Genomic DNA, 25,705 nt, shown 5'->3' with positions numbered 1-25,705 from the left:
GCTGGGCGCACCGCGAGCTCGCCGGGCAATACGGCATGGTCGTGTCGATGAGCCGGCGGGCGAACGCCTGGGACAACGCTCCGATGGAGAGCTTCTTCAAGACGTTGAAAGTGGAGCAGACTTCACGATGCCGATACGAAACTCGGGCACAGGCGAGACTGGATGTGGTCGATTGGATTGAAGGGTTTTACAATCGCGAACGCATCCACTCGTCAATCGGATACCGCACGCCTTGTGATTACGAAGCTATGCAAAAAGTAGCGTGAGTTGCTGTACGTGGAACCGAGGCATGGTCAGACTGGGTAAACACCACAGGCATGTCTGTTCACGTCGGCGCCCTCATTGATGCAGCGACGAAGGCCTGAGTAGTCGCCGTTGAACGTATCCCTGTTGATAAACCGTTCAAGATCGTTTTGTGCCGTTGCGTTCATGGTGTCCCCCCTTAGATTTAGGTCTTGACGTAGCTTCTCAAACGCAGCGTAAAAATCAATAGACCAGACGCAAAATATCTATGTTTACCTTACAGCCTTGCCCTGGATTTCTCTTCCGCCTCGTTGTCGAACACCACCCCTTGCGCAACAACGGCAAGTCGAATGGATTCTGCGTTATAAAAAATTTTATCGATCTCGGCAAAGTTTTGCACGTTGTTGCGGGCTAGGTCGCGTGGCGTGAGTCCGTCACGGTTCAACGCTTTCACGTCGCATCCGGCCTCGACCAGCGCCGTAATCGCGTTCACGTGCAACGGGGTCAGGCCATGGACGTTGCAAGCCAGGATGTCTGCGTCGTGGTCGACCAACAGGGACAGAGTCTCCTCTGGGTAGCGATCATCAGTCGCTACGATATGAAGAGGCGTGTCGCTGCTGTCGTCCTCCGTGTTCAGATTGGCATACAAATCGGGGGCGTATCCGACCACATCAGGGTCCGATACGACTTGCGGCACGTGAAGCAGGGTTTTGCCGTCGTGTTGTTTAACGCGCTGGATTGGGATCCCCAGATGCAGTCCACCCCGCAGCAAGTCCAGCAAATCGATCTCCCCGGCGTCGACCAGCTCCATCATGCCGTCGAAACTTTCAATGTGTATGGCGGTTCTCCTTAAGCACACTTGTGCTTGACGACGCTGCACGTCGTGCGCAACGGCAACCGCGGCTTGTACCGGGTGGTTGCGCTGGCAGAACGAAGGACTTCAGCAACCTCGTGCAACCCATCCGCTTCGGCGACATCGAGGGCGGTCAAGCCGTACTTGTTTTTAATGTTCGGCATCGCCCCTGCCTCAAGCAATGCCTCGGCGATTTCAACGGTTCGAGCACGGAACAGCGGGGTGTTGCCCATGCCGTCCCGACCGTTTACATCCGCACCGTGCTTGATGAGCAAGCGGACCACGGTCGGATTCGTGCGGGGCCCCTTGCGCACAGCGACGTGCAAGGCCCTGTCGCCTTGGAAGGTCCCAGCTTCGGGGCTCGAGCCCGCCCCGAGCAAGGCCAGGACGGCGTCGGAATTGTCGTAGAAATCACCCCACGCGGCGATCGCAACGTGCAGCGGCGTCAAACCGTCGGCATTCCACAAGTCGACTTGGTGACCGTTTTCGAGCAAGGCCCGTACGCTTTTCGCGTTGCGGTGAATGGCCAAGACGCCATGCCTGTGGGAGAAAGCGGTCTCCTTCATAGCCTCAGACGGCCAAGCGGCGGCGATGTGCAGGAGCGTGTTCATGCTTGCACCGCCTTGATTTCAAAAGCCGTTTCTTCAGCGTTGAGGGGGACGGCACAGGCATTGGTCGTCAGGGCGTCCCAGGGGTTCGAATCGCTGTCAATCGTCGACATCCAATGATCGAACGAAACGAACGCCTCGGGCACGAAGCCTTTCGTAGGGGACTTACCGGGGGGAATGAGGCAGGAAATGTCGACCAGCGAGCCGGTGGTCGACGATTCGACGAGGGTGGTGGTTTTGTTGCGCACTGAGACTCTCCTGTTTGTGTGACACGGGGCGTGTCGCGACAGGAGTGAGAATAGATCTCAGGGGTCTCTTGCCCCACGTAACGCAGGGCTAGAAAAGCGATGCAAAATCATTCCCACCCAAATGTTCAAAGGGGTGAAACCTAGGTGGCCTGGGGCTCTCGGGGCGCACGCATCATTTTCACGACGTCCTTTGGCAAACTTTCTTTTCCCGTTTTTTCAACGTAAATGTTCAATATCTGCTGACACCAGCCCGTCACAACATCGGTGAGGTCGTGTTCGAAAGCATAGGTCCATAGCGCTGGCACTGTCGATTCAACGAAACGTCGAATCAGCGCGTCATACGCATAGAATGCGTTCCACTGGTATAGCTCGCCTCGTACGTTGGTCGACATGACCGTCAACGCAGCAATGACCGTTAGGTCGGACCCTGTGAACTGCGCCTCACGCATCGGCGGACTATGTGGCGGTCGATACTCGTCAATCCTGAGCGCCGTCTCGCCTATAACACCCCGCATTTCTTGCGCTTGTGCCAACTTTTTCCGGCCATCATCAAGGATTGATACAGAAGCCCGCCGGAAAATCGGGTCGAGATGTTCAGGATTTGCGCACAGATTAGCAAGTTGCGACCACCCATCGCTGGTCCATTTTGCCAATGACTCAGCCAACTCATCGATATGCGCAGAGGGAACGTCGGGCACGGTTACAGCGGCCCATTCATGTACACCCTCGCGCTTTTTATGCCCATCGATCGACAACTTTATTGATCGAGTCACCGGCAGCATGTTGACGGGATCGATCGGCTCTTCGCCTTTGGCCATGAGCGCAGCATACACCCACCGATGATCGTGGATGGCCGTTTCGATCATCGGTCGCCACAACTCATCGGCGGTTGTATTCAGGGCGAGCAATGACCACAGAGGGAACGCATCAGGTCCGACATCCCAAAGACGCCGTGCTCCAGGAATAAATCGATTTATCCTGTCAATGATCTCGTCCGATACCTGGCCAACCTTACCGTCCTCGTATTTCCGCCATAGACGACTTTCCTCGTCGCCCAAGAACCGGTCCATCGCTGCGGCTTTTACAAGTATTCGCCCCCCCTCTCGCGGCTCTCGCCCGGGCGTAACTCCCTTGAACAAAGCGTTGCGAAGGGCCAAGGGTTCTTTGCGGTCTTCATCTGGCAGGTATGACGCATACGCTTCGCCATTGATCAAGTGCTCGGCCGCTTTACGCATCGAGCGAGACCAAATCTTAGTGCGTGTCTGCTGCCACCCCAGGGGTTTCTCAACGGGCTTTTTCTTCGCGGCCATCTTCCTTGCTTTGGGTGCCTTGACTTTGGCCTCTAGGGCCGCTCTTGCTTGAAACTCCTGGAACGCGATCACGGCCACGTCCGACGGGTCATCTGGATTGCTGACAACGATCAAATTGCCAGGCAGCATTGGTGGCTCAAGACTTTTGAGAGCCATTTCGAACGAGCCAAACGACTTCAATAGGAACGACGGCATCTCCGTATAAGCATTCCGATGGAGGTACCCTTCGACCAACTGTCGACGCCAGACGTTGACCGCCTCGGTCATGCCATGCTTTTCGCCAAGGAAGTACAGTTTTGGCCAAACCATGTCGGCGAAACGTTGCATCAGCGTGTCGTCCGCGTGATCTTCGTTCCAGCGGTAATGCTCCCCCCGGTCAGAACCGTTGCCGATCGACGTTAGCGCCGCCAAGATCATAAGGTCATAAGCGTCAAGCGGGGAATCGATGCACGGATGGAACGGTTCATCGAACACCTCGTTCGCTTTTTTTAGCGCCTCTTTCACTGCACTTATATGGTCTCGACTGTAAGAATCGTAGGCCTGCTTTGCCTTACCCCAAATCTCGTCCGGCTCATAAGGATTTGCCGCAGTCGCCAGCACGTCCGAAGGGGTGACTCGGCCCTCCTTTTGGTCAAGCTCTACCTGAGCTTTTGCAGCAGTCCATTTGGACAACAGACTTACAGTTTCGTCAGACAACCACCGCTGACTTGCACCTAACGACTCCACGGCAAGGTCCAACCACGCATCGGCACTAAGCCGAGCAAGTGATATCGCGATCTTTAGCGGGTCGCTGTAGATGGGAAAAACGAGTTCCCGCTTTCCACTCGGCAAACGCTTGTAACTGATGTCATCCCCGTGGCGAAGACGTAGCCCCTTTGTATTATGGCAATCCTCAGCTTTGGCGATGTAGCTCGATACCACTCTGCTCCACCCAGGGTCCATGATCGCTCGCTGGACAACTGGTAACCACAGGTTTTTCGCAGAGGCGTCCCACCCTAGTATTGCCCAGAGCGGGAAACCTGGCCCAACAGACCATAGCTGTCGCGCGCCTGGCAGGTAAGCATCAACGGCATCGACACGTTTATCACCGATGGTGACGGCATTACCACTCTCGTACTTGATCCAGCCCGCGGCCGGGTTGTCCTCGGAGTCGATCAGCCGGTTCATCGCCGCTTCCGTCACAACCAAGGGCTCCCTAGACTTGCCACCGCTGCTGTCTCGAAAGAAAAATGTGTTCAGCGCCTTGCGCGTCGTTTTCAGTTTGTTGGTGATTCGCTCCGCTGGGTTTGGGAAGGGCTTCTCACCGTTCACAACCGCATTTGCGACCCTTCGCATCGTTGTTGACCACAAAAATACGCGTGCGCGTTTCCAGACGTCGCTACGATTTTTCTCTTTTTCATTCATAGGCTTATCTCTTCCAAACTTTTAACTGGGAATGATTTGGGTCGGTTTTTCAACGGGTGCGTTACAAGGGCTAAGGCATCGAGGATTTATATCGTGGGGGTCCGCTAATGAAAAGCAGACAAACATGCCTTCCACCGCTCGCCAGTTCGACCAGTTCTACACCGCGCCTGATGTAGCCAAACACCTGTACAGCATCGTCAAGCAAGTCATCGGGGCGCGCTCGATGAGCAAGTACCGGTGGCTCGAACCGGCGGCAGGCGCAGGGGCATTCTACAGCCGGATGCCGGAGGGTCGCATCGGTCTCGACATCGCTCCGGTGCCCGGTGTAAAGGGCGTCAAGACCGCAGATTTTCTGACCTGGACGCCCCCGGCCAAGCCGAAGGACAACCGCCCACTCGCGGTTTTGACCAATCCTCCGTTTGGCAAGAACTCGAGCATGGCCGTCGCATTCGTGAATCACGCGGTGGCAATCGGTGCTCATTACGTCGCGGTGGTTGTGCCGCGGACGTTTGAGAAGGTTGGGTTTTGGAAGCGTTTGGACAAGCATTTGCACCTCGTGCACCAAGAAGCGATGGTCCCCGAATCGTTCGTCTTCGAAGGCTCTCCCTACGCCGTGCCTTGCGTGTTCCAAGTCTGGCAGTACCGCGATGAGCAGCGCCCGATCGTGGACCTTCCCACGAAACACGCCGACTTTGAGTTTCTGCATCACCGTAACCGTGACCAGGCTGACTTCGCTTTTCAGCGCATCGGTGCGAAAGCTGGGAAGGTCAAGGTTCTCGGCGGTCAAAGCGCAGCCAGGAATGCGAACAACTGGATCCGTGCAAAGGACCGCTCCGCCTCGGGCATCGCTGTTGTCCGTGCCCGTTTTGAGGCGGCCGATTGGGATGCGGTGAAACATTGCACGGCTGGCAACCCGTCAATCGCCAAGACGGAAATCGTGGCGCTGTATTCCGCAGCATCGGTGACAATCATGCGGGCTACCCTGCCCGTCGCACCCACGGTGTCGGTGTACGACAAGATCAAGGCGCTCGAAGGGGCGGGGATGCCTTACGAGGACCGCAAGAAGACCGGTGTGGTGTACACGCCGGTAGAGGTCGCCCGTTCGATGATTCGGCTCGCCCGGATCCAACCTACCGACAAAGTCTGGGAACCCGCCTGCGGGCGCGGTGTCTTCCTGTTCGCCCTCGTAGAGCACCTGGTCGGGGAGCGTGGCTTGACGTATGAGCAAGCCGCACGCTGGTCGGAAGGTCATGTCTTTTCTCAAGACATCGATCCGGTAGCGATCAGCGATTTGCGCAAGCTTTGGCATGACTATTTTGCCGGGCGTGGAGTCAAGTCGAATTTGGGTAAGAACCTGCGTGTTGCCGACTCCCTCTTTTCCTCCTGCAAGATGCGGTTTGACCTGGCGATCGGGAACCCACCGTATCTGGGTGGTGCGTCGATGGACAAGGAATTGCGCGGCCAGCTGAAAGAGCGCTTTGAGTCGCTTTACAAAGGCAACGGCGACATGTATTTCGCGTTTGTCGAACGTGCTTTGGAACAGGCGGACCGCACGTGTCTGCTGGTGCCGCCTTCTTGGATGACGGCGGTGGGAGCGAAGCGCCTCAGGGCTTTGCTGAAGCCCAAACTGCGGGCAGTCGTGGATTTCGGTACGCGTCAACTGTTCGGCAAGGAGGTCTTCACCATGGCCTCCATCATGGTGACCGGGTCCGACACCCATGCACCCTTGCTGCACCGCGTGGGCCTGCCTGAGGAAGGCAACACGCCGTGGTCTGTGTGGTTCCGTGACGACAAAGTTCTTACCGACAAGCTGACGTTTCAACGTGACCGCATCGAACGCTTGATGCACGATGAGGTCCTCTCGGACCTGATGACCGCTAACATTGGTGTTTTGACGGGCAACAACTGGTGCTACCGCGTTAGCGGTCCGGTGGTTGATGGGCGTGTTGCATTTCAAGCTTCACCAATCAAGGCCAAGAAAAAAGCAAAAGTTACGGACCAAAAGTTCTTGGACACCGTATTTTCGGCACCGGCTGAGATGGCACCACGGTACTTGAAAATGACCCGCGTGAAGACGCGCGATCAGGCGTTGACCGAGCAGCATCGTTTGCTCTGCCCCTACGACGATCAATGGCAGGTTGTGCAAGAGCAAAGCATGGACACCGGCATGGCCAAGTGGTTCGAGGCTGTGCGTCCTGACCTGGAGGCGCGCAAGTTGTCGAGCAAGGCTGCGTTCTATAAGTACAAGTCACGGCAGGCGTTGGTTGATTTGCCGCTTGACGAGCAAGTCATCCTTGTTCCCTACATTTTGCCTCAAGGTCAAGCATTTGCGCCCGTCGTCGTCACTGCGCGCGAGGTCGGCGGCCGGTTTGTGGTCGGGTCTGGTTACATGCTTCGACTCAAAGACGCGCGCGACCTTGACCGCGTTCTGGAGATCCTTAGATCTCCCCGCATGGCCAAATGGTTAGCCCAAGAAGGAGCGCTCAAAAAGGGCGATTACCGGTCGTTCAGCGCACGCGTTTTGCGCGAAATGCCTACGGGAGTCAAGCCTATCGAGGTGGTGGAGCCGTTGCCCGCTGTGCTCATCCCTGCCCTTTCGTCCCGCCTCTCCGTGATCGAAAAGTTGGTCGGTGTTGACCGCGTAGTCATGGCGAGCCCTGCCTTTCGAGATGCCCGCAATGTGTTCACGGAGGCTGCCGCCAAGGCCGACACCCAGGCCATCGCCCTGGTCGTTCCTCCATCCTGGGACCGTGCCTCGATGCATAATCGGCTCGATCGTGGATTCGGTCTGGTCCATTCAGAAGCCTTGGACGACGTGCTGCGTGAGGGTAAAAAAGTCCGCGCTCTGCTCCAGGTCTGGAAGCGTCGCGCACCAGATCGTAAGCGAGTGTTCCCGCCCAAGACCAACGATTTTGCTTTTGTGGGCGCTCCGACGGCCGACTTTGCCTTGCGCCGGGTCGGCAAAGCTGCGGGCAAGGTCCTGGACGTCGCGTCCACGATGTCGCCCCTGTCCCACATGTTCATCCGCGCCACGGATCGGAACGGTGTGCAAGCCATGCGCGATACGTTCCGGGCGATCGACTGGGCGCCGGTAAAGGCCAAATGCGGTGTGATTCCGTCCATCAACCGGGGGGATGTCGTGGGCGCGTATAAGGCCGTCAAAGACTCGCGTGAGGTGGCGGTCTTCAATGAAATCAAGGCAATGGAGCGGTCGAGGGTGCCGGCCGATCAACGTTCCGCGCATGGTGTGTTCTACACGCCTCCTCCGGTGGCCGCATCCATGATCCGCATGGCGCGTATTCAGGAAGTGGACTTCGTCCTCGAGCCATCGTGCGGACGTGGAGTATTCTTTTTTGCAACCGCGCTGCACTTCATCAACGAACGCGGCTGGACGTATGAAAAAACGGCTCGATGGGCAGAAATGCATCTGTTTGGCGCAGATCTGTGCCAAGAGGCGTTGGACGACTTGGCAACCTTGTGGACGGCGTTTTTCGCAAAGCAAGGGGTTGGTTCGTGCATCAAACACAACCTTCTGTGCGGCGATTCGATCTTCGCTGGCTGGAGCCATCGGACCTTTGATGTGGTCATCGGCAACCCACCCTACGTCGCGTGGCCTAACATCGACGCAGACGACAAAACCCGTCTGCGGACGCTCCCTGTGTGTGCCAAGGGCCAGCCTGACCTTTACTACGCGTTCATGTCCCGTGCTTTGACGATGGCCCCGCGTTCCTGTTTGATCGTGCCGCACGCATGGCTCCGCACTGATTCGGCGAAGGTTCTGCGCGATGAGGTTAAGCCTCGCCTCCGGGCTTTAGTCGATTTCGGCAACCGGATGGTCTTCGGGGACGACGTGAACACCACCGCCTCGATCGTGCTTTGCGGCACCCCGACTCTTGTGCCGATTTTGCATCGTACGAGCTTGCCGGAAGAAGATGGCACTTGGTCCGTGATTTACCGCAACGATCCGAACCTGGCCGACCAATGGGTGTTCGACTCCCCGTTCGTCAAGGTCCCGGGCGCCGAAACGTTGGGCGACCTGGCGCACGTGCACGCGCCGCTTACCACTGGCAACGACCACGCTTATAAAGTCGCAATCACTGGTCAGGCTGGTCACGGGCGTGTGGGATTTCAAGGAGAGCGTCGAAAGTTTCGTGGCACCGGGGAGTTTTCTGGGCCCATCTTCAGCGCACCGAAGAGCCTCGTCCCACCGTTTCTGCGCTTGACTCAATACAAGACTATCCAAGACGTATTGGACGAACGGTGCCGCTTGCTCTGCCCATATGACACGAACGGAACGGTGATCCCCGCGGCTGACCTTGATGCGGGCGCCCTCGCCTATCTGGAAACCCGCCGGGCGATGCTCGATGCGCGTCATGGGCGCTCATCACGTCAACCCTTCTACGCTGTCAACTCGACAAGTGGCGTAATGGACTTCGCGCCGGACCAGCCGTTGATTTTGATCCCCGACCGTATTCGTGAAGCGATCAACCCGATCGTCGTCACGGCCAGCGAACTGGGCGGTCGGTTCGCGTTCATCAGTGGCTATGTGATCGAACCTAAAAATCCGTCGGAGGTGGACCGGATCGTCGGCCTGTTGAAGTCACAAGACGTGACTGATTGGATTGGAACATTCGCCAAAGACATCCCTTCCAAGAATCTGGACCTGCCGCCGTGGCACTGGATGACGGCCGAAAAGGTGCGCAACGTGCCGACCGTTTTTTTGCGCAAGGAGGTGATCGCCAATGATGTGCAGACCGAGGAGGTGGGAATTGCGTGAGAATCTTGTCAGGCCTGCCCTGGATCGCGCGTCAGGTCGCGCTTTTCGGGGTGCAAATAACGTAGAGACCATGCTCGATTAAACCAGGGACACGACGGACAGGTCCGGAGACTCCGTGGGGGCGCCATGGCGGTATCCCGTCGGGTAGAATCATTGGTCTAAACGACAAAAAGACGGTGCGGTCAGCATGTTCAACTTGTTCATATCTGCCGGCGGCTGGGATGGGTCTCCCTGGAATACTACGCTAAACCGCTGTGTTCACGAGTACACCGCTCCGGCCATCACTGCTCAATACGGTGCGTTGGACGCCGCCGCCGTCAACGCTCTGCGCCAATACCCATGCATTTTTGCGGAAGAAACCAACACCTACACCGGCAATCGCCCACCACAACTCGGCGTTATCGACGACGTTGAAGTGCGGGGCCACGACGTGCGCGTCACCTACCGCTTGACACCGATCACGCCCTTTCTCTCCCCTGAAGATTTACCCAACATGCTGTTCGATCTCGGGATGGACAACTGGGAGCTATCACGGACCCACTGGGCAGTGAAAAACGTTGACCTCAACAAAGTACTGACCCGCCGTGGTATCACGCTGCCATCGTGGGCACGACCCTATGTCCCGACAGTGGACATCACCACGCATTACTTCGACGTCGCACTGTCGTTTCCGGGTGCGGCTCGCACATTGGTCAAATCCATCGCGGACGAGTTAGAACGAACGATGGGACCGAACACCTATTTTTACGACAACAACTACCAAGCGCAGCTTGCTCGTCCGTCCTTGGACACACTGCTGCAAGGCTTGTATCGGAACCGCGCCAAGTTGATCGTGGTTTTCATCGGTTCCCAGTATCAGGAAAGGGTCTGGTGTGGCGTCGAGTTCCACGCCATCCGGGAGATCCTCTTGCACAAAAATCACCATCAGATCATGTACATCAAAGTCGACGACGGTCAGGTTGATGGGGTATTCGGGACAGACGGTTACATCGACAGCCGGCAGCACGATGCCCGCACCATCGCCCGATTCATCCGCGAGCGCGCGGCGCTCATTGTTCCACCACCACCTGCGTTTATCGCACCACCACCACCGGCGTCTTGAGCCCGGCAGTGAGCCTCTTGTAGATTAACGTCCCCTCATCATTTTAGCGCTCTAAACTTTTCATTTTTTCCACGGGGGCAGTGTGGTCACACAGCGACGGAAAGATTTGCAGAAGTTGGTCATCAATGATTTTCTCCAGCAGACGTTGGGTCTTCGCCTGACCAATCGAACCTGGGCCTGGGATGCTTACGACGACACATCAGGCACCGTCGTAATGAAGTTGTGGGAGGACTACCACTACCGCGACGAGCCCGAGCGTATCGAGGTCTATGCGCCGCCTCCCTACAAGTCCCCGAGTACGGCCGGACGCAACGAGCGACGGATCAACATTGATCGCTTGATCGACGGAGGCGAGACGTTCGCTGTGATCCGTGAAGGCGGCAGTAAAGAAGAAACGCACCGTCGGGCCTACGAGCCCATGCTGTACCGACTAGGCGAAGTGATCAAGGACGAGCAAGGGTACGAGCACGCTCTTATCATCGGAAAACTGACGCCGAGTGAGTTCTTGAGCCGGGGTTCGTCGCTGCAAGGCGACCTTGCAGACATCGAGACGCGCCACGCTAACAAGCCGACGACGCGTAAAGCGCTCGTTGATGCCCGGATCGGGCAAGGTGACTATAAAAAGGCTTTGCTGGCCTTGTGGGGAAATCAGTGCGCGGTGACCGGGTGTCACCTGCTCGAAGTCGTCCGCGCGAGCCATGCGAAACCCTGGCGGTTGAGCGACGATCGGGAGCGTTTGGACGGGAACAATGGCCTGCCACTGATCGCCACGTTAGACATACTTTTCGACCAAGGGCTGATCGGTTTTGCGGACGATGGCAGCATGATGTTGTCCACCGCCTTGCATCAGGATTATCCGGCGCTGCTCGCGCTTCCCGCCAAGCTTCGCAGGAAACCAACGGAGGCTCAGGCTCGATATTTAGCTGCCCACCGTGAGCACATTTTTCAAGGCGATACGGTGTCGTAATGCCGGCCTAGAGCAACTCTTTTCCCGTTGACCTCGCGTCGTGCCGGCTGATAGCCTCAACTCATTCCAAAATCGTACGGGGAAAAGGCATGGACGAGCGACAGAAGACGCCGATTTGGGAAATGCTGAAATCGGTCATGGAAAAGGCCGACGGCGAAATGACCTACCCGGCCATCAAGCAGGCACTTCGGGAGCAATACCCGGATGCCACGCCGAATTCGGCGACGGTCAACTGCCAGATCATCATCTGCAGCGTCAACGCCCCGTCCCGTGTGCATTACCCAGAAAACCGCAAGCCCCGCACCTGCACGGGTCGGTATGACTTTCTGTACACCACCGGCCGAGGCAAGGTCGTCTGGTATAACCCGGTCATTCACGGGGATTGGGAAATCGCAGAGGGACCCACCGGCCTGGTCGTTCGATCGTCCGACGATACGGGCGACGGTATTCCGGTGCCGTCTCTCCCCGAGCAGGTCTCCTCGAACGATGTGTACGGAGCGTTTGCCCTCGAAGCGCACTTGCGTGATTACCTTGCCAAGAATCTGCCCACGTTGCCGGGACACACCACCCCGCTGCGACTGCACGTGGACGACGGCGGGTCGGGCCGTGAAGGAGTCGAATATCAGACGGACGTAGGGCAGATTGATCTACTCGCCACGGGGACGAACGGAGACTTTTATGTGTTGGAGCTGAAGCTTTTGCGTGGCGTCGATAAAGCGCTCGGGCAGATTTTGAGATATATGGGTTGGGTCCAGAAACACTTGGCGAACGGCAAACGAGTGTTCGGGGTCATTGTTGCATCGGAAGTCTTAACGCAACTCAAATACGCCGCGACTCAGGTGCCGAATGTGCTGCTCATGGAGTACCGGTTGTTGGTAGCCTTGCAACCGGTGGCGCTGAAGCCCGCGACGTCCGTCCAATAAAGCGCCAAAGGCGCCCTATTGGATCAAAAATCGTTCGCATTGGTTACCACGTAATCCGTGCTGTCAAAGCGGATTTCAATTAGCTCGCCATTCAACTCGAGATCACGTTGCCAAGCCGAAATATCAATATAAATGCGTGCCTGGGTTGGCAGATCAGGATACAAATCGTCGAACATGTCTTCTGCGTACGATTCCGCCGTCTGAGTGGTCAGTTGCACATCGTCCACCTGGGCCAAGGCAGCGGCGACGGTCATGCCACGGTCTGACACTAAGAAGTACAACACCGCCTGTTGCTCGTCGGTCAGCGTGTCCAGCGTTTCGAAAAACGTGTGAACCGTGGCTTGTGTGACTTGGAGAACATCAAACAACGCGTCCCCCTCCCCGTCGATGAACTGGATTTCGAACTCCTCCACTGGGCATCCGAACCGGTCCACCGCTTCCGAAACTTGATCATCAAAAACAGCACTGTCGGTGAAATAGAATCCTTCTGCGTCGATCGAATAGGGTTGTGCGAATAAAATCGTCGTCATGGTCGTGGCGCCTGGGGTTCGATGTTCGAAAAGTGATGCTCTCGAACTGGAACCTCTTCGCTTCCCCCTTGGGGACGGGAGGGGAGCGAGGGCTTGTGAGAAAAAAGAAAGGCCAGCGATTTGCTGGCCCTGCGGTAATGCCCACGTTCAGTCCCCTTCACAACCACTGAGGGGCTTAACGAGTGCATGTAGGGCCGGTGCCTGGCCTTTGAATCGAGCGTCTTGCCCGTCGGGTCGGGTCGGAAGGACGACGAGCAGTGCGGAGGGCATGACAGGAGGAGAGCAATGACGACTGGCGTGACGTTCGCTTTAAGAGAGCCGGAAAACGGTAGTGGCGGCGGTCGACCTGCATTAGGGACGCTAGTCTGGTGTAAAGATCGCGGTTATGAGCATTGAACAAGGCCGCGTTTGTATAATATCCGATAACATTGCCCAATCAAATATCTCGATTGGCGGTCGCCCTGCCGAAGGGCGACTCAAAATATGCAATGAACCAGGCAATGACGGCCGAATGGCGCCCTACTCGATGGGGTCGAATTTTTTCAAGAGCACCAGCCTGGCGGCTTTGTTTGAATGGCGCTGAGATTGAGCTCACGATCGGGGGTCGGGCCCACCAAATCACTATCACCGACGAATCAACGCTCACGGTCCAGCCAGGCCTGATTTGGTCGTCTGTCTCACTCCCGGCCCAGCTTCCGACCGCGACAATCCTGCGTGGGATACCAAACACCAAAGCTTTGGCTATGAAATCGGCTTTGGACGCGATGGTTGCGGATCAACGTCTTCGCCGAAATATCCAGGCCGTCAAAACGGAATATTCGAAGCTTCATGGTTGGCTTACCATAGTCGGCACGGAACTCAGCTCTGCTGCCGATCAGTGCCGCTGGATTACCCACGAAACGCAACAGCGACTCCATTTGCGCCGTCCAGTCATCGACGTCTTTTCAATAAAAAAACTGCTCAAAGAAGCAGAAGTCCGAACCGGCCTCATCGGCATGGTCGAAAACATCGAAAAAGCCCTCAAACAATGGAACTACGATTGGCCCTCTTTTTGGGATAGCGTCAACGAACGATACGTACAAAAGGAGTTGATCGCGTCCAAAGACCTGTTTGACAAAGTCGAGAGCAAGCCATTGACGGAGGAACAGAGCCGCGCCGTGATTTGCTTCGATAACCGAGTCCAGGTCGTTGCCGCGGCGGGATCGGGCAAAACTTCTACGATGGTAGCCAAGGCGGCTTACGCTATTCAGCGCGGTTTTGTGGCTCCCGAACGTATTGTGCTGATGGCGTTTAATAAGAAAGCCGCAGTAGAGTTGAAGGAACGTGCCGAGCGGTCGTTCAAGCGCCTGGGCATGGATGGCATAAGCGTTGAAGCCTCGACCTTCCATGCTGTGGGTCTGAGCATTATCGGTAAAGCCACAGGTCGTAAGCCGGACATTCCCGAATGGGCGACCGACGCGGCCGGCGGCGTTCGAAAGTTGACCGAGATTGCGCTTCATCTAAAAGACACGGCGGACGCGTTTGCTCAGAAGTGGGACCTGTTCCGGTTTGTGTTCGCTCGGCCCTTGCCGGGTTTTGGGGCGCGGGCTAGCGGTGATGGATGGAATGAGGCGGGCAGCGCGTACATCTTGACGATCAACAAGGACCGGGTACGCAGCGAAGAAGAAGCATCGATCGCCAACTGGTTGTTCCTCAACGGCATTGATTACCACTACGAGCAACCGTACGAGGTCAATACGGCAACCGAAACACACCGGCAATACAAGCCAGATTTTTATTATCCTGCTGCGAAGCTTTACCATGAACACTTCGCACTGGATGCGAATGGTAAGGCACCAACAGAGTTCGTGGATTACATCGACGGAGTTTTCTGGAAGCGAAGCCTGCACTTGCAGCACAACACCGAACTGATCGAAACCACCTCGGATATGCTGCGGAGCGGCATCTGGATAGAGCATTTGTCTCGTGAGCTGACGAAACGCGGAATTGTTCCTAACCCCAATCCTTTTCGAGAGATTCCAAAGGGCGGACAGGGACCGATGGAGGACAGAGCCCTGATTGAGCTTATGCGGACCTTCATCGGCCACGCAAAAAGCAACGGTCTGACCATCGAAAAGTTGATCGCGCGCTTGGACAACCTGCCCAAAGACTCCTCCCTCCTCCGCTACCGTATGTTCCTCGACTTGGTTGGTCCTGTACTTCATGCGTGGGACGAGGCACTGGCCCACGAGGACGGGATTGATTTCGAGGACATGCTCAATCGCGCGGCCGAGCATTTGGAACAAGGCCATTATGAGGCGCCCTACGATCTTGTAATGGCCGATGAGTTTCAGGACGCTTCACGCGCACGTGCTCGGTTATGCCGAGCGATGGTGCAAAAAAAGGATCGTTACCTCTTTGCCGTTGGCGACGATTGGCAATCAATCAACCGCTTTGCAGGCGCCGATGTCTCGGTAATGACCGGCTTCAAGGATTGGTTCGGGCACGGCCAGGTCCTGAAGCTGGAGCAGACATTTCGTTGCCCGCAGCCCCTTTGCGATGTGTCGAGCGGCTTTGTCTCCGAAAACCCGGCGCAAATACCGAAAGCCATCCGTTCGGTCACGCCGACGATCGGCCCTGTCCTGCTGGCCTTTCAGGTCAACGACGCCAACAAACTGCAGAGCGCGGTCGACCAATACCTCGACCGGATTGTAAAAGGTCTGCGTGATCAGACCGTTCCGACTGGACGTGACGGCAAAGTCACTGTGATGATTCTTGGGCGTTACAACGCTGACCGGGCCTACATGCCCGACCGCTGGCAATCGCGGTATGGGCAATACCTGGACCTGTCTTTTTTGACGATTCACCGATCCAAAGGTAGTGAGGCGGATTACATCATCCTCCCGTCAATGCTGTCGAAACTTCGTGGCAACAGTTTCCCTAACACCCGCGTTGACGATCCGTTGTTGGCGCTTGCTATGCCGAACAGTGATGATTTCCCACTTGGTGAAGAACGGCGGTTGTTTTACGTCGCCCTCACCCGGGCTCGGCGCACCGTTGCCCTGTTGACCGTTCGAGGCCAACGATCGGCCTTCCTCGATGAGCTTATGAAGCAAGAAGCGGTCACGCTGACGGACGTGGACGGCAAGCCCATTGCCGATCGCTCGTGTCCTGCATGCAAAACCGGCGCCATCGTCACAAAGACCGGCCCGTACGGTGAGTTTGAATCATGCTCGAACTACCCCTCATGTGAGTACAAGCCGAAGAAAAAAAACAAAAATGATCCAGCAACAAAATGGCCAGCTGTAAACGACCAAAAGGTAGAAACCATCGCAAGTCGAGGAGCGGCGTTCACCATGAGTCCAAGAACGGCCTCAACGCATACACGTCCGGCGCCTCCACCCAAGCCGGAAACCGGTGCTCAAGGCGGCCTGACATCCTCGAGAACAAAACCCCGAGGTTTCTTCGACTCTGTATTAAAAACTGGCTTAGATTTGGATGATTATGTGACCTTGAATGTCGATCGCGATAAGGCCACCAAGGATGTGGAAGCGGCATTGGCGAGGGAGAAAGTGATCATTGATATTGCGATGGAGGGTGCCAAAAGCAAGATCAAAATACAGGATTTTATCGGCGAATCTTCCGAGACAGCTGCGCTTTACAAGGAAAACTTTGAGCGCCACGAAAAGTTGTTCGATACGGGGAAACAATCGAAGCCGATCGGCATCGAGCCGTTGCCAATCTCATTTAGACTTTCATCTCAGCATCGCAATCCCATCATTGAGGAAGCGATACAACGAAAGTTGGTAACTCTGAAGAACGATCGCGAGGCCTACCTTTCGGCAATCCATGTCAGTCTGCGTTATGATCCTCAACTGCTGCGCTTTTTCAAGGAAGAGTTGCACGCGATTGACGGCGACGTATGCCTGGACGCCATCGATCCAACGAACGTGATCCACTGATAAAGCTTCTATCTTCTCCTGTATGGGTTATTAACGATTTCACCATGGTAGGTTTAAACGGGTCATCAACAACTTGCCACACATTTATTTTGTGCCTTTGCACATTTTTTTACAAAGCACTGAACGGTCTCGTGATTGCCCGCCCCACCACCACCGGTCGCTCTTTCTTGAACCGTGCCAGGTCTTCCTTGAGAATCCATGCGCGGTCGCCGTCGACCAGGGCTGGCAGGTATTGCCGGCTCACCGCGCGGCTTACTGCGGACCTGCCTGAGCCTGCGGCGTGGCCCAAGTAGGATGCCGATTCCCGGAGCGACAGCCGGCCTTTCAGAGGGTTACTGCGGCACGTACGAACGTCATGTGCCCGAATCCTGATCGACGTGCGGCCCCGGGTGCGAACGGCGGCGTACGACCAGCCCCGGGTTTGCGCGAGGTGGAGAAGCCCGTCGACCGAAACCTGCAGGTGGGCCGCGGCCTGAAGGCTGGACATGTAGCGTTTCGGGTCGCGCAAGGCGGTCAGGTACGCGTCGAGCGATTGGCGAGCGAATAGCGGGCGTCCGGATGGCTGCGTACCGGACGGTTTGATGTCGCCCGAGGTGACCAGTGCCCGGAGCGTACGAACGCTGCAACCGAGGTGGGCGGCGGCGGTCCGGGCGCTGAGAAGGCCTTGCGGATTCGGTTTGCTGCATTTCTTCGGCATGGTGGTTGCCTCCCTGTGTTTTTCTGAATGGTGAGTAAAGTCCCACCCTCCAACGTAGGGAAGCCGGTCGGCTTGTCAACTCGAGCGATTGACGTTCGCGTGCGTGCGAGTCTGCCTTGTACGGTAAGCTCAGTCGAAACACGGGAGGTACTATAAGTATGAGTAAGGCACTTCTGATTTTCTTGATCGCGGCGCTGCCAGCCTTGGCGATGGCGGCGGACGAGCGTCCGAACACCACCAACACCGACCCGTCGCTTTACGTCAAACACCCACCCTCGTCGGATGGGCGCCCGCTCCTGGCTCACTGCCGGAACATGGCCGTTCACGTTGACGGACATATGGTAATACGGCGCCAATGCGTGACGCCTGCGCAGTGAGGTTGATTCACTCGCTCACGAACGCCGGGGGCCACGGCCATTTGCCTGCGCCGACCAAGGTTTGGCCAGCGGGGATTTGCTTGATCTTTCCTGCGGCCTGAGCTTCGGCGAGCGCTGCAGCGTAACTCGTACTGTCAAAGCGGGCAGACGGACCGCCTGGTGCCTTTGGTTTTGATACGCACGGGCGGTACAACCGGCGCTTTGCGAACATCCCGGGCGTCATGGGGTACGCGGTCTCTGATGGGTATTGCATCACTGCGGTCATTTAGTGTCTCCTCGTTCTCCGCCGCGGAAATGGGACGGTTACGTTTCAACGTAAAGAAAGGACGCAGTACGTCAATAGGCGCGGGAAATATTTATTGCGCATCGAGGTCGAACAGCGACTCACGGTGACTTTTGCAGTAGACCCGTAACGCGTCCACGTCGTCGAAGCGGAGTGACGACGAGCGAAACGCACCAGGAGGATGCAGCAGCGCGCAAGGCACCGGTATGCACGAGCCTGTAAAGGGTTGCTAGGGGAATGGCCAGGTGGTTTGCGGCCTCGCGTGGGATCATCGTGTGGTCCATGTCTTCCTCCTCCGGCAATGTTGTGGTGTTCGTTCAACATTGCAGAGCGCAAAAGGATGTCAAGACACGGACAACAGGCTTATCCAGGGTTTCCACAGCCAGGACGGCACGTCGTGCCCGGGCTGGGCGTGAGCTACGTCCAACGCGAAAAGCCCGGGTTGCTGTGGGAACGGTGGGTAAGTTGATGTGGAGTGAAACCCTACCCCACTTGAGCGCTAGCGCGCCCCGGCCGCCTGCGGCCGATGTGGGGTTGGTGGTGTATGGCGAGGTGGAGCAGTGGTGATGACCATCCCTACGATTACTCGCCCCCACTCCGTAACGCTCACTCGTCACCAAGGCCCGTAAGGGTACGAAACGGGCCTCCGGCCCAGGTGGGGGTTTGATGTTGCATCTTGCCGTGCGACGTTAGTTTTTCACGAACAGACGAAACACCTAATAGCGTTTTTTTCGTGAATCGTGCTCGTCAAAGACTGGGGTCAAGTTCCTGCCCCTTGGGCAAGGAACCCTGACCACCCCAAGTTTTCTCTTTAGTTTTACGTACCCTTTTATCTGGACGACGCGCCCCGCAGGGGGCGCCGTCCCTTAAAAGGTACTTATAGATACTTAAGGAAACGCCAAACCCACGTCCTATTAGGGTTTGAAGGGTATTCCCATTCCCAATACTGCGCACTTTCATCCCAAATACTGCGCATCTCCATCCCAAAAACTGCTCACCTCGTTCCAAATACTGCTCACCCCCGTGAACGCGTGCTTCATGCCAAAAACTGCGCACCCCAGCTACACGCGCTTGTGATCCAGCAAAATAAAAAAGCCCCCGGATGGGAGCCTTAAATGTGAGCGGTGATTGGCGCTTACAGCGCAACCCTCGCCCGTTGCATAGCGGCGTCTTTCTCTGCTTTGCTCCGCCGGTCGACGAAAGTCTGTGCCGGAGGGGTCATCAGCTTGGCGATTGGGGCAGCAAGTTGATCGCTATATTTTTGCGGCCCCACGACGCGAGAGTTCGAAGCTTTCACGACGTGGAACAACTCGCGCCCGCCGCGCTTGACGATCGAGGTGCCCTTGGCGAACAGAGGCCGCTCGCACCTCATGAGAGCTTCAATCGCCTGATTCAACTTCAGGCGGAACTTCGCCATCGGCATGTCCGGGTCCGTCCCGGACAACTCGCGAAGTTTCGTGAGGGTCAGGTCGTACGGCTCGCTGTGTGTACTGTAGAAGTTGTGCAGCCATTTTTGAAGCGCTGGGCCCAAAGCGCTGACTCGCTCAATATCGAGTTCAGAACCGTCGAATGAGAAGAACTGGCGCATGTCCGCCGAAATGCGAATGTGATACGCGTGCGTTCCTTTGTCCAGGCTCCGCAGATCCTCCTTAAAGTCCGCAAGGAACTTGACCCGATCAACCAGCACTGGGCGGCGCAAAACATCTGGTCCGTTTATTTTGTCAAAACGCGTGACGGTTATGAAGCTGTCAAAAAGGCGAAGCAAAGAGGCATGGATCCGCTCGTTGTTCGTGCCACTCTGAGCCTTTCCCAAGGCGCGATTCCATTCCCGCAGAGATATGGCAACGAGCGAACCCATGTCGCCGCTGGCCCGTGCGCTCGCGCAGCACAACGCATACACTTCGAGGTCAAACGGGCTCAATGGCTCACCGGTGTAAAGAATCTCATACGATCCTCCAGCTTCGATCGATTGTCTGCCCCGGACACGTTCCCTGCTCGTCGCAGAGCAGCCAAACAGCGACGAACGTATCAGGGCATTCGGCGTGATCCCAAGCGTTTCTGGCCAAGGAGCTTTGATATTGTAGGGGTTTGATGCTTCGTCGACCAACGTCCCCGTAACCTTCAACGGCGCAGCCACCACGTTATCCCTTTTCTTTCCCGTCTGCTTATACACGCCCCTCCCCTTCGTATCGCCCACCACTGAAAACGTTTTGCTGCTCGCGACTTGAAAAATCGGTTGCGCGACTGGTGAAACCGTCGCCCCCACTCGCGTCTGTTTCGGCCGAATGAACCGCGGCTGGCTTGCTGTTTGCGCGTTGTTCATGTTGCACCTGCCTCGTATATTTCGATACTCCAGTACTACCTCGAGCCTTTCGAGAGATCAAATAACAAACGCATAAAACTCTTTAAAACACGGATTTTTCAAAAAATATATTTGCGCGAGGCTATTGACGAGCTGACTTCGTTTGTTAGTTTCTGAACAGAGGCTCTCAGAACGAAGGGCCGACATCGAGGAGACACCACCATGACCATCACCAACGCCTACGAAGCTTTCGACGTCGTTCCGTGGGACCACCCCACGATGCGCAGCGTCCGCCTGCTGAACGAGAAGCACGAGGATCGGCAGCGAACCCGCCAAGCGTTGCGTGAACACAGTGAGAAACGCCGTTTAGTTGTCGCTCGCAAGCTCGAAGGTGAAGCGCGTCATTGGTACTGAAAATATAAAAATAGTTCGTTGAGGGTCTTGCGCGTTGCGTTGAATCCTCTACGTTGACCAATGAGGCCATTGAGGCCGTACATCTATCTTTGAGGAGACGAACAATGGCAACGGACGAACAAAACGAAGTGACGTTGGACACGCTCGGTGAAACGTTGGAACCGACGAAGGCCCTTCTCGTGCGCGACGGAGTGTGGCATAACTATCGCGGACGTTTTCGAGCCGAGGTACGGTCTTTTTGGCGCGAGCGGTATGCGACGACCAACATCGGCATGTCCAACGTGACGAACGCGCCGGATGGCTTTGTCGCAGGCCCAAACGGCCAAGGCCGTGCGGAAGGCTTCTTCGACTATGAACGTAAGCTGCGCGACGGAGCGTCGTTTGCAGCGTTGAGCGACGCTCACAAGCAACGTCAAGACCTCTTGCAAGAGAACATGAACCGCGCATCCGCGCCGGATCGTGAGCGCTTGACGTTGCTTGGGCTCGCCGAGGAGGCGTCGTTCTCCGTTGTCCGTGAAGCGAACCGGCCCTCGCTTGTGCGCGAACATGGCAAGTCGGAGGCTCTGGCCTATGAGGCTGACGCGGCGTTTGCGAAGTTGATGGATTATGACCGCAAATGGAATCACCCCATCATGGACCCGGACCGCGATTTCGACACACGGCCCGTGACTGACCAAGAACGGCTGAACTGGCTAACCGGTCGGACTGACGCAAATGGTCAGTCGCGAAAAGCTGAAAACGCCTTCCGTTCTAGCGATTTGAGCGAAGCGCAATACTTCGAAGGCTCGACCGAGCTGCCGCACGTATACACGAAGGAGCTGACACGCTCCCCGTTCGACGCTCCTATCGCGATTCGCACCAACCTGCAACAGGAGACGAAGCGTCGCGAAGAGGACGAAAAGGCACGCGCTGCGGAACGTCATGCCCGGGAAGCTGTTGAGCATGAACGCCTCGCGACGGCAAAAGCGCAAGAGGTTCCGTTCGCCTCACCAATGGTCGATCCGGTAGCGCCGGCCGTTATGGTCTCGCCCGAAGTCGCGGTGCAAGCCGCTCAGGTGGAAGCAACGCCGGAGGCGGTGCAAGTGGTAGCGGCAGCCCCACGTAAAGGGATCCCTTCGTTAGCGAGTCTCGGCGAGAAACTTGGCAGGTCGAAGGTCGAACCCGAGGCCGAGATCGCACCTGCGGTCGTACAAGAGGCTAAGATGGAACAGGTTCAGGCTCCGCAGATTGACGTGGGCAAACCTCTTGACGCGCAACTCGGCGCACATATCCAGTCCGTCCGCGGCTCGGAACAGCGTGCGGATCAAGCCGCGGCAAAACTGGGCGTGCAGCCGTCACCTCACCTCGTACAACAACAGAAGCGGGAGCAAACGCGCGAGAAAGCACCGGCGTTGAGCGTGGAAGAGACGCAAAGCCTGCGGCAGTCCTTGGGCTTTAAGAGCCGTGGGATTGATATGGGAATCTGACGGTAAAACAAGCTGTATTCAGCGTTGCGTCACCCTCTCCTCTTTCCCCATGAGCATCTCTTCATGGGGTTTTTTTGTGCCTTTGCACATCCTGATAAATATCTCTTAACGGCTATTGACGGCCCCTGAAAAACGTCTAGTACTAAGGCATCTGGCATCGATGCGATGCCCATCCTTGGAGGAGACAGACATCATGAAACGCCGGTTCAAACGAACAATCCGAATCAATATCATCGGTGCGACGTGCGTTGCCATTCTAGCAACCACTGGTTGCGCTTCGATAGCCAATGATACGCAAAGCATCGGCAACGCCGTTGGCGTGAAAGACCGCACGACGGCCTCCGCGATCGGTGGCGGGATCGTCGGCTGTATTGGTGGTGCCATCGGGGGCGCCTTCAAGGGTGGGCTTGTCGGTGTCGGTATCGGGTGCGGTATCGGTGGTGCGGCGATGGCGACCGTCGCCGCGGTTTCCAGCGTCAAGGTCCAGCTCGACGAGCAGCGAAAGGCGCAAGCCGCTCTGCAAGCTGAACTTTCGAAAACCAACGCCGGTTTGCAAGTGGTTTTGCAGACGAAGACGATCACGGATACCGGCCCAACGTCGAAGGAGGTCGACGCGTGGGACAAGACCACGGTGCCGTTGCCGGAGAATCTGGTCCGTGTACATTCGCCGGAAATAGCGGCAGTGATCTCGAAGGCGGGCGTTTTGGCTGCGCAAAGCAAGGGCCCCACGCCTGTGCAGATCGATGTGTACTCACAGGAACGCGAACACGCGTGGATCACCTCGCTGCTGGACACCGCTATCCCCAACGGCTCCCAGGTTCGATACCGCTGGCACCAATCGGTCAAGCCTTCCCTTGTGTTGAGCCCGATCCCAACGCCGGCAACGAAGTAAGGCACAAGGACGGGTCGCCAGCGCGGCCCCGTCTTTGCCATACCTACATATATAAAGAGGAGGAGATATGGAGACCACCCTGGTCAGCGACCTGCTGGATCTGGAAAATGCCTGGCACAATCTGAAGAACAAATCGATCATAGTTACCGACGCGTGCCGCGCTTCTATCGAAGCAACCGGAAAAGCGCTTGATGCGTTCAAAGAAGCGAATGACGAAGCGATATCCGCAGTTGTTGCAAAAACGGACGGACAAGGTTCTCGGAATCTTCCGCATGTCCGTAAGCGCCCAGCATCCGCGCTTGGCCGGGCTGTCCTGCAAGACAGTTCCAAGACGACCTCGATGCTCAATGCGTCAAACGCCCTGGACGTCCTGATCGAAGCTCATACCGCTTGGGCGTCGTTGCGCGACCGACTCGCTTATGAGCGGACCTTGGGACGCATCGAAGCGCGTTTCTTCGACGTACCCGACGAATACGAAACAGGCCTACTCATCGTCCAACAAGACACAGACAAGCGCATGGAGTTGAAGAATCTGCGCGAGACGACGCTGCAAACCGCACGCAAGCTCGAAAGCGACGTACCGGAACCCATCAAGGTCGTGGCTACGTCCACCGCGGCGTTCGACCTGGACAGTGCACCGCCGCCGGTCAAACGTGTGCGAGCCGGGCCTGTCGTTGCCGTTGCGGCTCCCACGCCCGTACCTGCTCCGGCCGTGGAGGTTCCGCCCACTCCAGTCGAGCCCCTACGCGTGTCGCGTGTGGATTTGGAAACCGGCGAGGTTCTAAACGAGGAAAACGTGTTCGTCGAGCCGGTGCATGAAGCGAGTTCGATTGAAGCCCCTGCCAAACCGTTCGGTCTTGCCGTCCCATCGTGGGTCTTGCCCGCCGGTGTCACCACGGTGGCCGTGGTCGTGTGCGTGGCTGGATTCATGCTGGGTCACAAGCCGCCCGCGCCTGTGGTGGCTCCGCCTGTGGCTGCGGTCGTAGCTCCTGCTGCGTCGAGCGTTGCACCTGCGTCCCAAGTTGCAGCCCCTGCTCCCGCCTTGGTCCCGCACGCTGATTTGACGGGGCGGGCCTGGCATGTCGAACCTGCATCTGCTTTACCCGCAGTGCATGCGGCAACGCCGGCGCAACACCCTGCTCCGCATTCGGCCCGCGTGACTCACGAGGCTGTGGTGTACAACCGGCTGACGGCACATGACCAAGCTCAAGTCAAGGACGCGAGCAAGGCCATCGATTCGTTCTTCGCGCATCACCAATAAGGTTCAAGCACATCGTTGTTTCAATGATGTGCTTTTGCACATATTTATGGTGTTTGGCTATTGACACGCTTGTCGAATCCCCTAGGTTGAACTTACACATACAACGCTTGGGGGAGGAAACATGTCAAAGTATTCATTACGAAATGTAGCGTCGTTTTGGTTCTTGGGGATCACCTGGACCATCATCCTCGCGGCCCTCTCGGTTATGCGATCGACCTCGCACCATGCAGACCCGATCATCCCCGTCCCGATGCTCTTTGCCGTCGTCATCGGTTTGGTTGGTGCGGCTTTCCTCCTGTTCAGTGTGTATGTAGCGCTGCGCTCGGCGTACACCATGTGGATCATCTCGAAGCTCGGCGGGAAGATCGGCGCGGTCGAGCGTGAGTTGAAGGCGATGCACGCCGCGGACGCCGGACTGCCCGTTCACGAACGTTCGGACGATACGAAGAAACAGGAAAAGTGGAAAAAACTACAGTACGACCGTGACTACGAGCGCAAGGCGTTGCACGGGACGTACATCGAGTTGGGGCTGAGCATGGGGATTGTCGTCTTTGCCGCATGGCTCATCTCGATTTGCGCTGCCAGCTTCTGGGTGGTCGGTGGTTACCAATGCCTCGAATCGCCTACCGCTGTTGTACCGACCTACGGGTCGTTCCGCGTGGGTGACCACCTGAATCTTTGCGAGGAGATCCGCTGATGATGAACGTATTCACTCACCCCAAACAGGTCATGCCCGTTCGCAAGCAAATCGCCATCGGTTGTGGCGTGTTGGTCGTGCTCTTTGCTGTCTCCCTCGCCGTTGGTCATCTTGACCATGCCTCGAAACGACGTACAGCAGAGATGTTGGATAATCTGTTGAACGGAGGTCGAGATGGTCGAAAAGAACGTACCGAATCGTCGCTACACCGAGGAATTTCGCACGGAAGCGGCAAGGTTGGCCAATTCTGTAGGGCATAACGAGGCGGCACGCCGCCTCGGGGTACCGGTGGCGACGATAGGCAACTGGGCACGCAAGCAGCAGCGTAATGGCGTGGCGGGCGTCTCTGGCGCAGCCCCGGCCGCCACCCGCGTGAAGCTGGGTGTGTCGGAGATGGAGGCCGAGATCAG

Annotated in this window: 19 protein-coding genes; 12 read left to right on the top strand and 7 right to left on the bottom strand. The window is 56.9% G+C overall.

All coding sequences use genetic code 11. From position 1 onward, the window contains the following. On the top strand, positions 1 to 266 hold a 266-nt coding region (locus OVY01_RS22535; protein ID WP_267849884.1), incomplete at its 5' end, for an integrase core domain-containing protein. 254 nt (positions 267 to 520) lie between these two features. Here the strand turns inward: OVY01_RS22535 and OVY01_RS22530 are convergent. The 4 genes from OVY01_RS22530 to OVY01_RS22515 form a co-directional block, all read right to left on the bottom strand. Then, positions 521 to 1,057, bottom strand: a complete 537-nt coding sequence (locus OVY01_RS22530) for an ankyrin repeat domain-containing protein (protein ID WP_267849883.1) — start codon at positions 1,055 to 1,057, stop codon at positions 521 to 523. A 35-nt stretch (positions 1,058 to 1,092) separates the two neighbouring features. Continuing rightward, positions 1,093 to 1,707, bottom strand: a complete 615-nt coding sequence (locus OVY01_RS22525) for an ankyrin repeat domain-containing protein (protein ID WP_267849881.1) — start codon at positions 1,705 to 1,707, stop codon at positions 1,093 to 1,095. Continuing rightward, positions 1,704 to 1,952, bottom strand: coding sequence for a hypothetical protein (locus tag OVY01_RS22520; RefSeq protein WP_267849880.1), 249 nt, complete (start codon positions 1,950 to 1,952; stop codon positions 1,704 to 1,706). The genes OVY01_RS22525 and OVY01_RS22520 overlap by 4 nt, the downstream gene beginning before the upstream one ends. A 140-nt stretch (positions 1,953 to 2,092) precedes the next feature. Further along, positions 2,093 to 4,666 carry a hypothetical protein gene (locus OVY01_RS22515; protein WP_267849878.1) on the bottom strand — a complete coding sequence of 858 codons (2,574 nt, stop codon included), beginning with the start codon at positions 4,664 to 4,666 and terminating at the stop codon, positions 2,093 to 2,095. Between the two features lie 124 nt (positions 4,667 to 4,790). On the opposite strand from OVY01_RS22515, the gene OVY01_RS22510 reads away from it, so the two are divergent. The 4 genes from OVY01_RS22510 (at position 4,791) to OVY01_RS22495 (ending at position 12,435) form a co-directional block, all read left to right on the top strand. Next, on the top strand, positions 4,791 to 9,443 hold the full coding sequence (locus tag OVY01_RS22510) for an Eco57I restriction-modification methylase domain-containing protein (RefSeq protein ID WP_267849877.1): 4,653 nt from the start codon (positions 4,791 to 4,793) through the stop codon (positions 9,441 to 9,443). 187 nt (positions 9,444 to 9,630) lie between these two features. Next, entirely contained in the window at positions 9,631 to 10,545 is a 915-nt protein-coding gene (locus OVY01_RS22505) for a TIR domain-containing protein (protein WP_267849875.1), read from the top strand. A gap of 106 nt (positions 10,546 to 10,651) precedes the next feature. Next, a complete protein-coding gene (locus OVY01_RS22500) occupies positions 10,652 to 11,512 on the top strand; it encodes an HNH endonuclease (protein WP_267849874.1) in 861 nt (286 codons plus the stop codon). 89 nt (positions 11,513 to 11,601) lie between these two features. Continuing rightward, positions 11,602 to 12,435: an endonuclease NucS domain-containing protein gene (locus OVY01_RS22495; RefSeq protein ID WP_267849873.1), complete on the top strand. Its 834-nt coding sequence runs from the start codon at positions 11,602 to 11,604 to the stop codon at positions 12,433 to 12,435. Positions 12,436 to 12,458: 23 nt separating this feature from the next. Here OVY01_RS22495 and OVY01_RS22490 read toward each other — a convergent pair whose 3' ends face one another. Next, complete coding sequence (locus tag OVY01_RS22490) at positions 12,459 to 12,965, bottom strand: antirestriction protein ArdA (protein WP_267849871.1); 507 nt, start codon at positions 12,963 to 12,965, stop codon at positions 12,459 to 12,461. A gap of 488 nt (positions 12,966 to 13,453) precedes the next feature. Between OVY01_RS22490 and OVY01_RS22485 the strand changes: the two genes are divergently transcribed. Then, a complete protein-coding gene (locus OVY01_RS22485) occupies positions 13,454 to 16,906 on the top strand; it encodes a UvrD-helicase domain-containing protein (RefSeq protein WP_349293555.1) in 3,453 nt (1,150 codons plus the stop codon). A gap of 109 nt (positions 16,907 to 17,015) precedes the next feature. Here OVY01_RS22485 and OVY01_RS22480 read toward each other — a convergent pair whose 3' ends face one another. Together OVY01_RS22480 and trfA are read right to left on the bottom strand one after the other, a co-directional pair. Further along, on the bottom strand, positions 17,016 to 17,603 hold the full coding sequence (locus OVY01_RS22480; RefSeq protein WP_267849870.1) for a helix-turn-helix domain-containing protein: 588 nt from the start codon (positions 17,601 to 17,603) through the stop codon (positions 17,016 to 17,018). 1,795 nt (positions 17,604 to 19,398) lie between these two features. Further along, entirely contained in the window at positions 19,399 to 20,586 is a 1,188-nt protein-coding gene (gene trfA / locus OVY01_RS22475; protein ID WP_267849869.1) for a plasmid replication initiator TrfA, read from the bottom strand. A gap of 201 nt (positions 20,587 to 20,787) precedes the next feature. Between trfA and OVY01_RS22470 the strand changes: the two genes are divergently transcribed. The 6 genes from OVY01_RS22470 to OVY01_RS22445 form a co-directional block, all read left to right on the top strand. Beyond that, a complete protein-coding gene (locus tag OVY01_RS22470) occupies positions 20,788 to 20,979 on the top strand; it encodes a hypothetical protein (protein WP_267849868.1) in 192 nt (63 codons plus the stop codon). Between the two features lie 104 nt (positions 20,980 to 21,083). Next, positions 21,084 to 22,445, top strand: a complete 1,362-nt coding sequence (locus tag OVY01_RS22465; RefSeq protein WP_267849867.1) for a hypothetical protein — start codon at positions 21,084 to 21,086, stop codon at positions 22,443 to 22,445. A gap of 193 nt (positions 22,446 to 22,638) precedes the next feature. Next, positions 22,639 to 23,337, top strand: coding sequence for a hypothetical protein (locus OVY01_RS22460; protein WP_267849866.1), 699 nt, complete (start codon positions 22,639 to 22,641; stop codon positions 23,335 to 23,337). A gap of 67 nt (positions 23,338 to 23,404) precedes the next feature. Continuing rightward, the gene (locus OVY01_RS22455; RefSeq protein WP_267849865.1) at positions 23,405 to 24,598 is read left to right on the top strand and encodes a hypothetical protein; all 1,194 of its coding nucleotides are present in this window, start codon (positions 23,405 to 23,407) and stop codon (positions 24,596 to 24,598) included. A gap of 121 nt (positions 24,599 to 24,719) precedes the next feature. Next, positions 24,720 to 25,295 (top strand): hypothetical protein, encoded by a 576-nt coding sequence (locus OVY01_RS22450; protein WP_267849863.1) that lies wholly within the window; start codon positions 24,720 to 24,722, stop codon positions 25,293 to 25,295. 174 nt (positions 25,296 to 25,469) lie between these two features. After that, positions 25,470 to 25,705 (top strand): transposase (locus OVY01_RS22445; RefSeq protein ID WP_267849861.1); only part of this gene is annotated, 236 nt, incomplete at its 3' end.

Source organism: Robbsia betulipollinis, from assembly GCF_026624755.1.
In the GTDB taxonomy this organism is placed as follows: domain Bacteria; phylum Pseudomonadota; class Gammaproteobacteria; order Burkholderiales; family Burkholderiaceae; genus Robbsia; species Robbsia betulipollinis.
The sequence above is the reverse complement of the archived record's forward strand: the minus strand, read 5'-3'. Positions and strand labels throughout refer to the sequence as shown.

What these genes read in the sequence shown, in the direction of transcription:
- OVY01_RS22455 (WP_267849865.1), top strand. Translation starts at nt 23,405, where the DNA reads ATGGAGACCACCCTGGTCAGCGACCTGCTGGATCTGGAAAATGCCTGG.
- OVY01_RS22495 (WP_267849873.1), top strand. Translation starts at nt 11,602, where the DNA reads ATGGACGAGCGACAGAAGACGCCGATTTGGGAAATGCTGAAATCGGTC.
- OVY01_RS22465 (WP_267849867.1), top strand. Translation starts at nt 21,084, where the DNA reads ATGGCAACGGACGAACAAAACGAAGTGACGTTGGACACGCTCGGTGAA.
- OVY01_RS22470 (WP_267849868.1), top strand. Translation starts at nt 20,788, where the DNA reads ATGACCATCACCAACGCCTACGAAGCTTTCGACGTCGTTCCGTGGGAC.
- OVY01_RS22530 (WP_267849883.1), bottom strand. Translation starts at nt 1,057, where the DNA reads ATGATGGAGCTGGTCGACGCCGGGGAGATCGATTTGCTGGACTTGCTG.
- OVY01_RS22450 (WP_267849863.1), top strand. Translation starts at nt 24,720, where the DNA reads ATGTCAAAGTATTCATTACGAAATGTAGCGTCGTTTTGGTTCTTGGGG.
- OVY01_RS22485 (WP_349293555.1), top strand. Translation starts at nt 13,454, where the DNA reads ATGAACCAGGCAATGACGGCCGAATGGCGCCCTACTCGATGGGGTCGA.
- OVY01_RS22480 (WP_267849870.1), bottom strand. Translation starts at nt 17,603, where the DNA reads ATGCCGAAGAAATGCAGCAAACCGAATCCGCAAGGCCTTCTCAGCGCC.
- trfA (WP_267849869.1), bottom strand. Translation starts at nt 20,586, where the DNA reads ATGAACAACGCGCAAACAGCAAGCCAGCCGCGGTTCATTCGGCCGAAA.
- OVY01_RS22515 (WP_267849878.1), bottom strand. Translation starts at nt 4,666, where the DNA reads ATGAATGAAAAAGAGAAAAATCGTAGCGACGTCTGGAAACGCGCACGC.
- OVY01_RS22510 (WP_267849877.1), top strand. Translation starts at nt 4,791, where the DNA reads ATGCCTTCCACCGCTCGCCAGTTCGACCAGTTCTACACCGCGCCTGAT.
- OVY01_RS22460 (WP_267849866.1), top strand. Translation starts at nt 22,639, where the DNA reads ATGAAACGCCGGTTCAAACGAACAATCCGAATCAATATCATCGGTGCG.
- OVY01_RS22490 (WP_267849871.1), bottom strand. Translation starts at nt 12,965, where the DNA reads ATGACGACGATTTTATTCGCACAACCCTATTCGATCGACGCAGAAGGA.
- OVY01_RS22525 (WP_267849881.1), bottom strand. Translation starts at nt 1,707, where the DNA reads ATGAACACGCTCCTGCACATCGCCGCCGCTTGGCCGTCTGAGGCTATG.
- OVY01_RS22505 (WP_267849875.1), top strand. Translation starts at nt 9,631, where the DNA reads ATGTTCAACTTGTTCATATCTGCCGGCGGCTGGGATGGGTCTCCCTGG.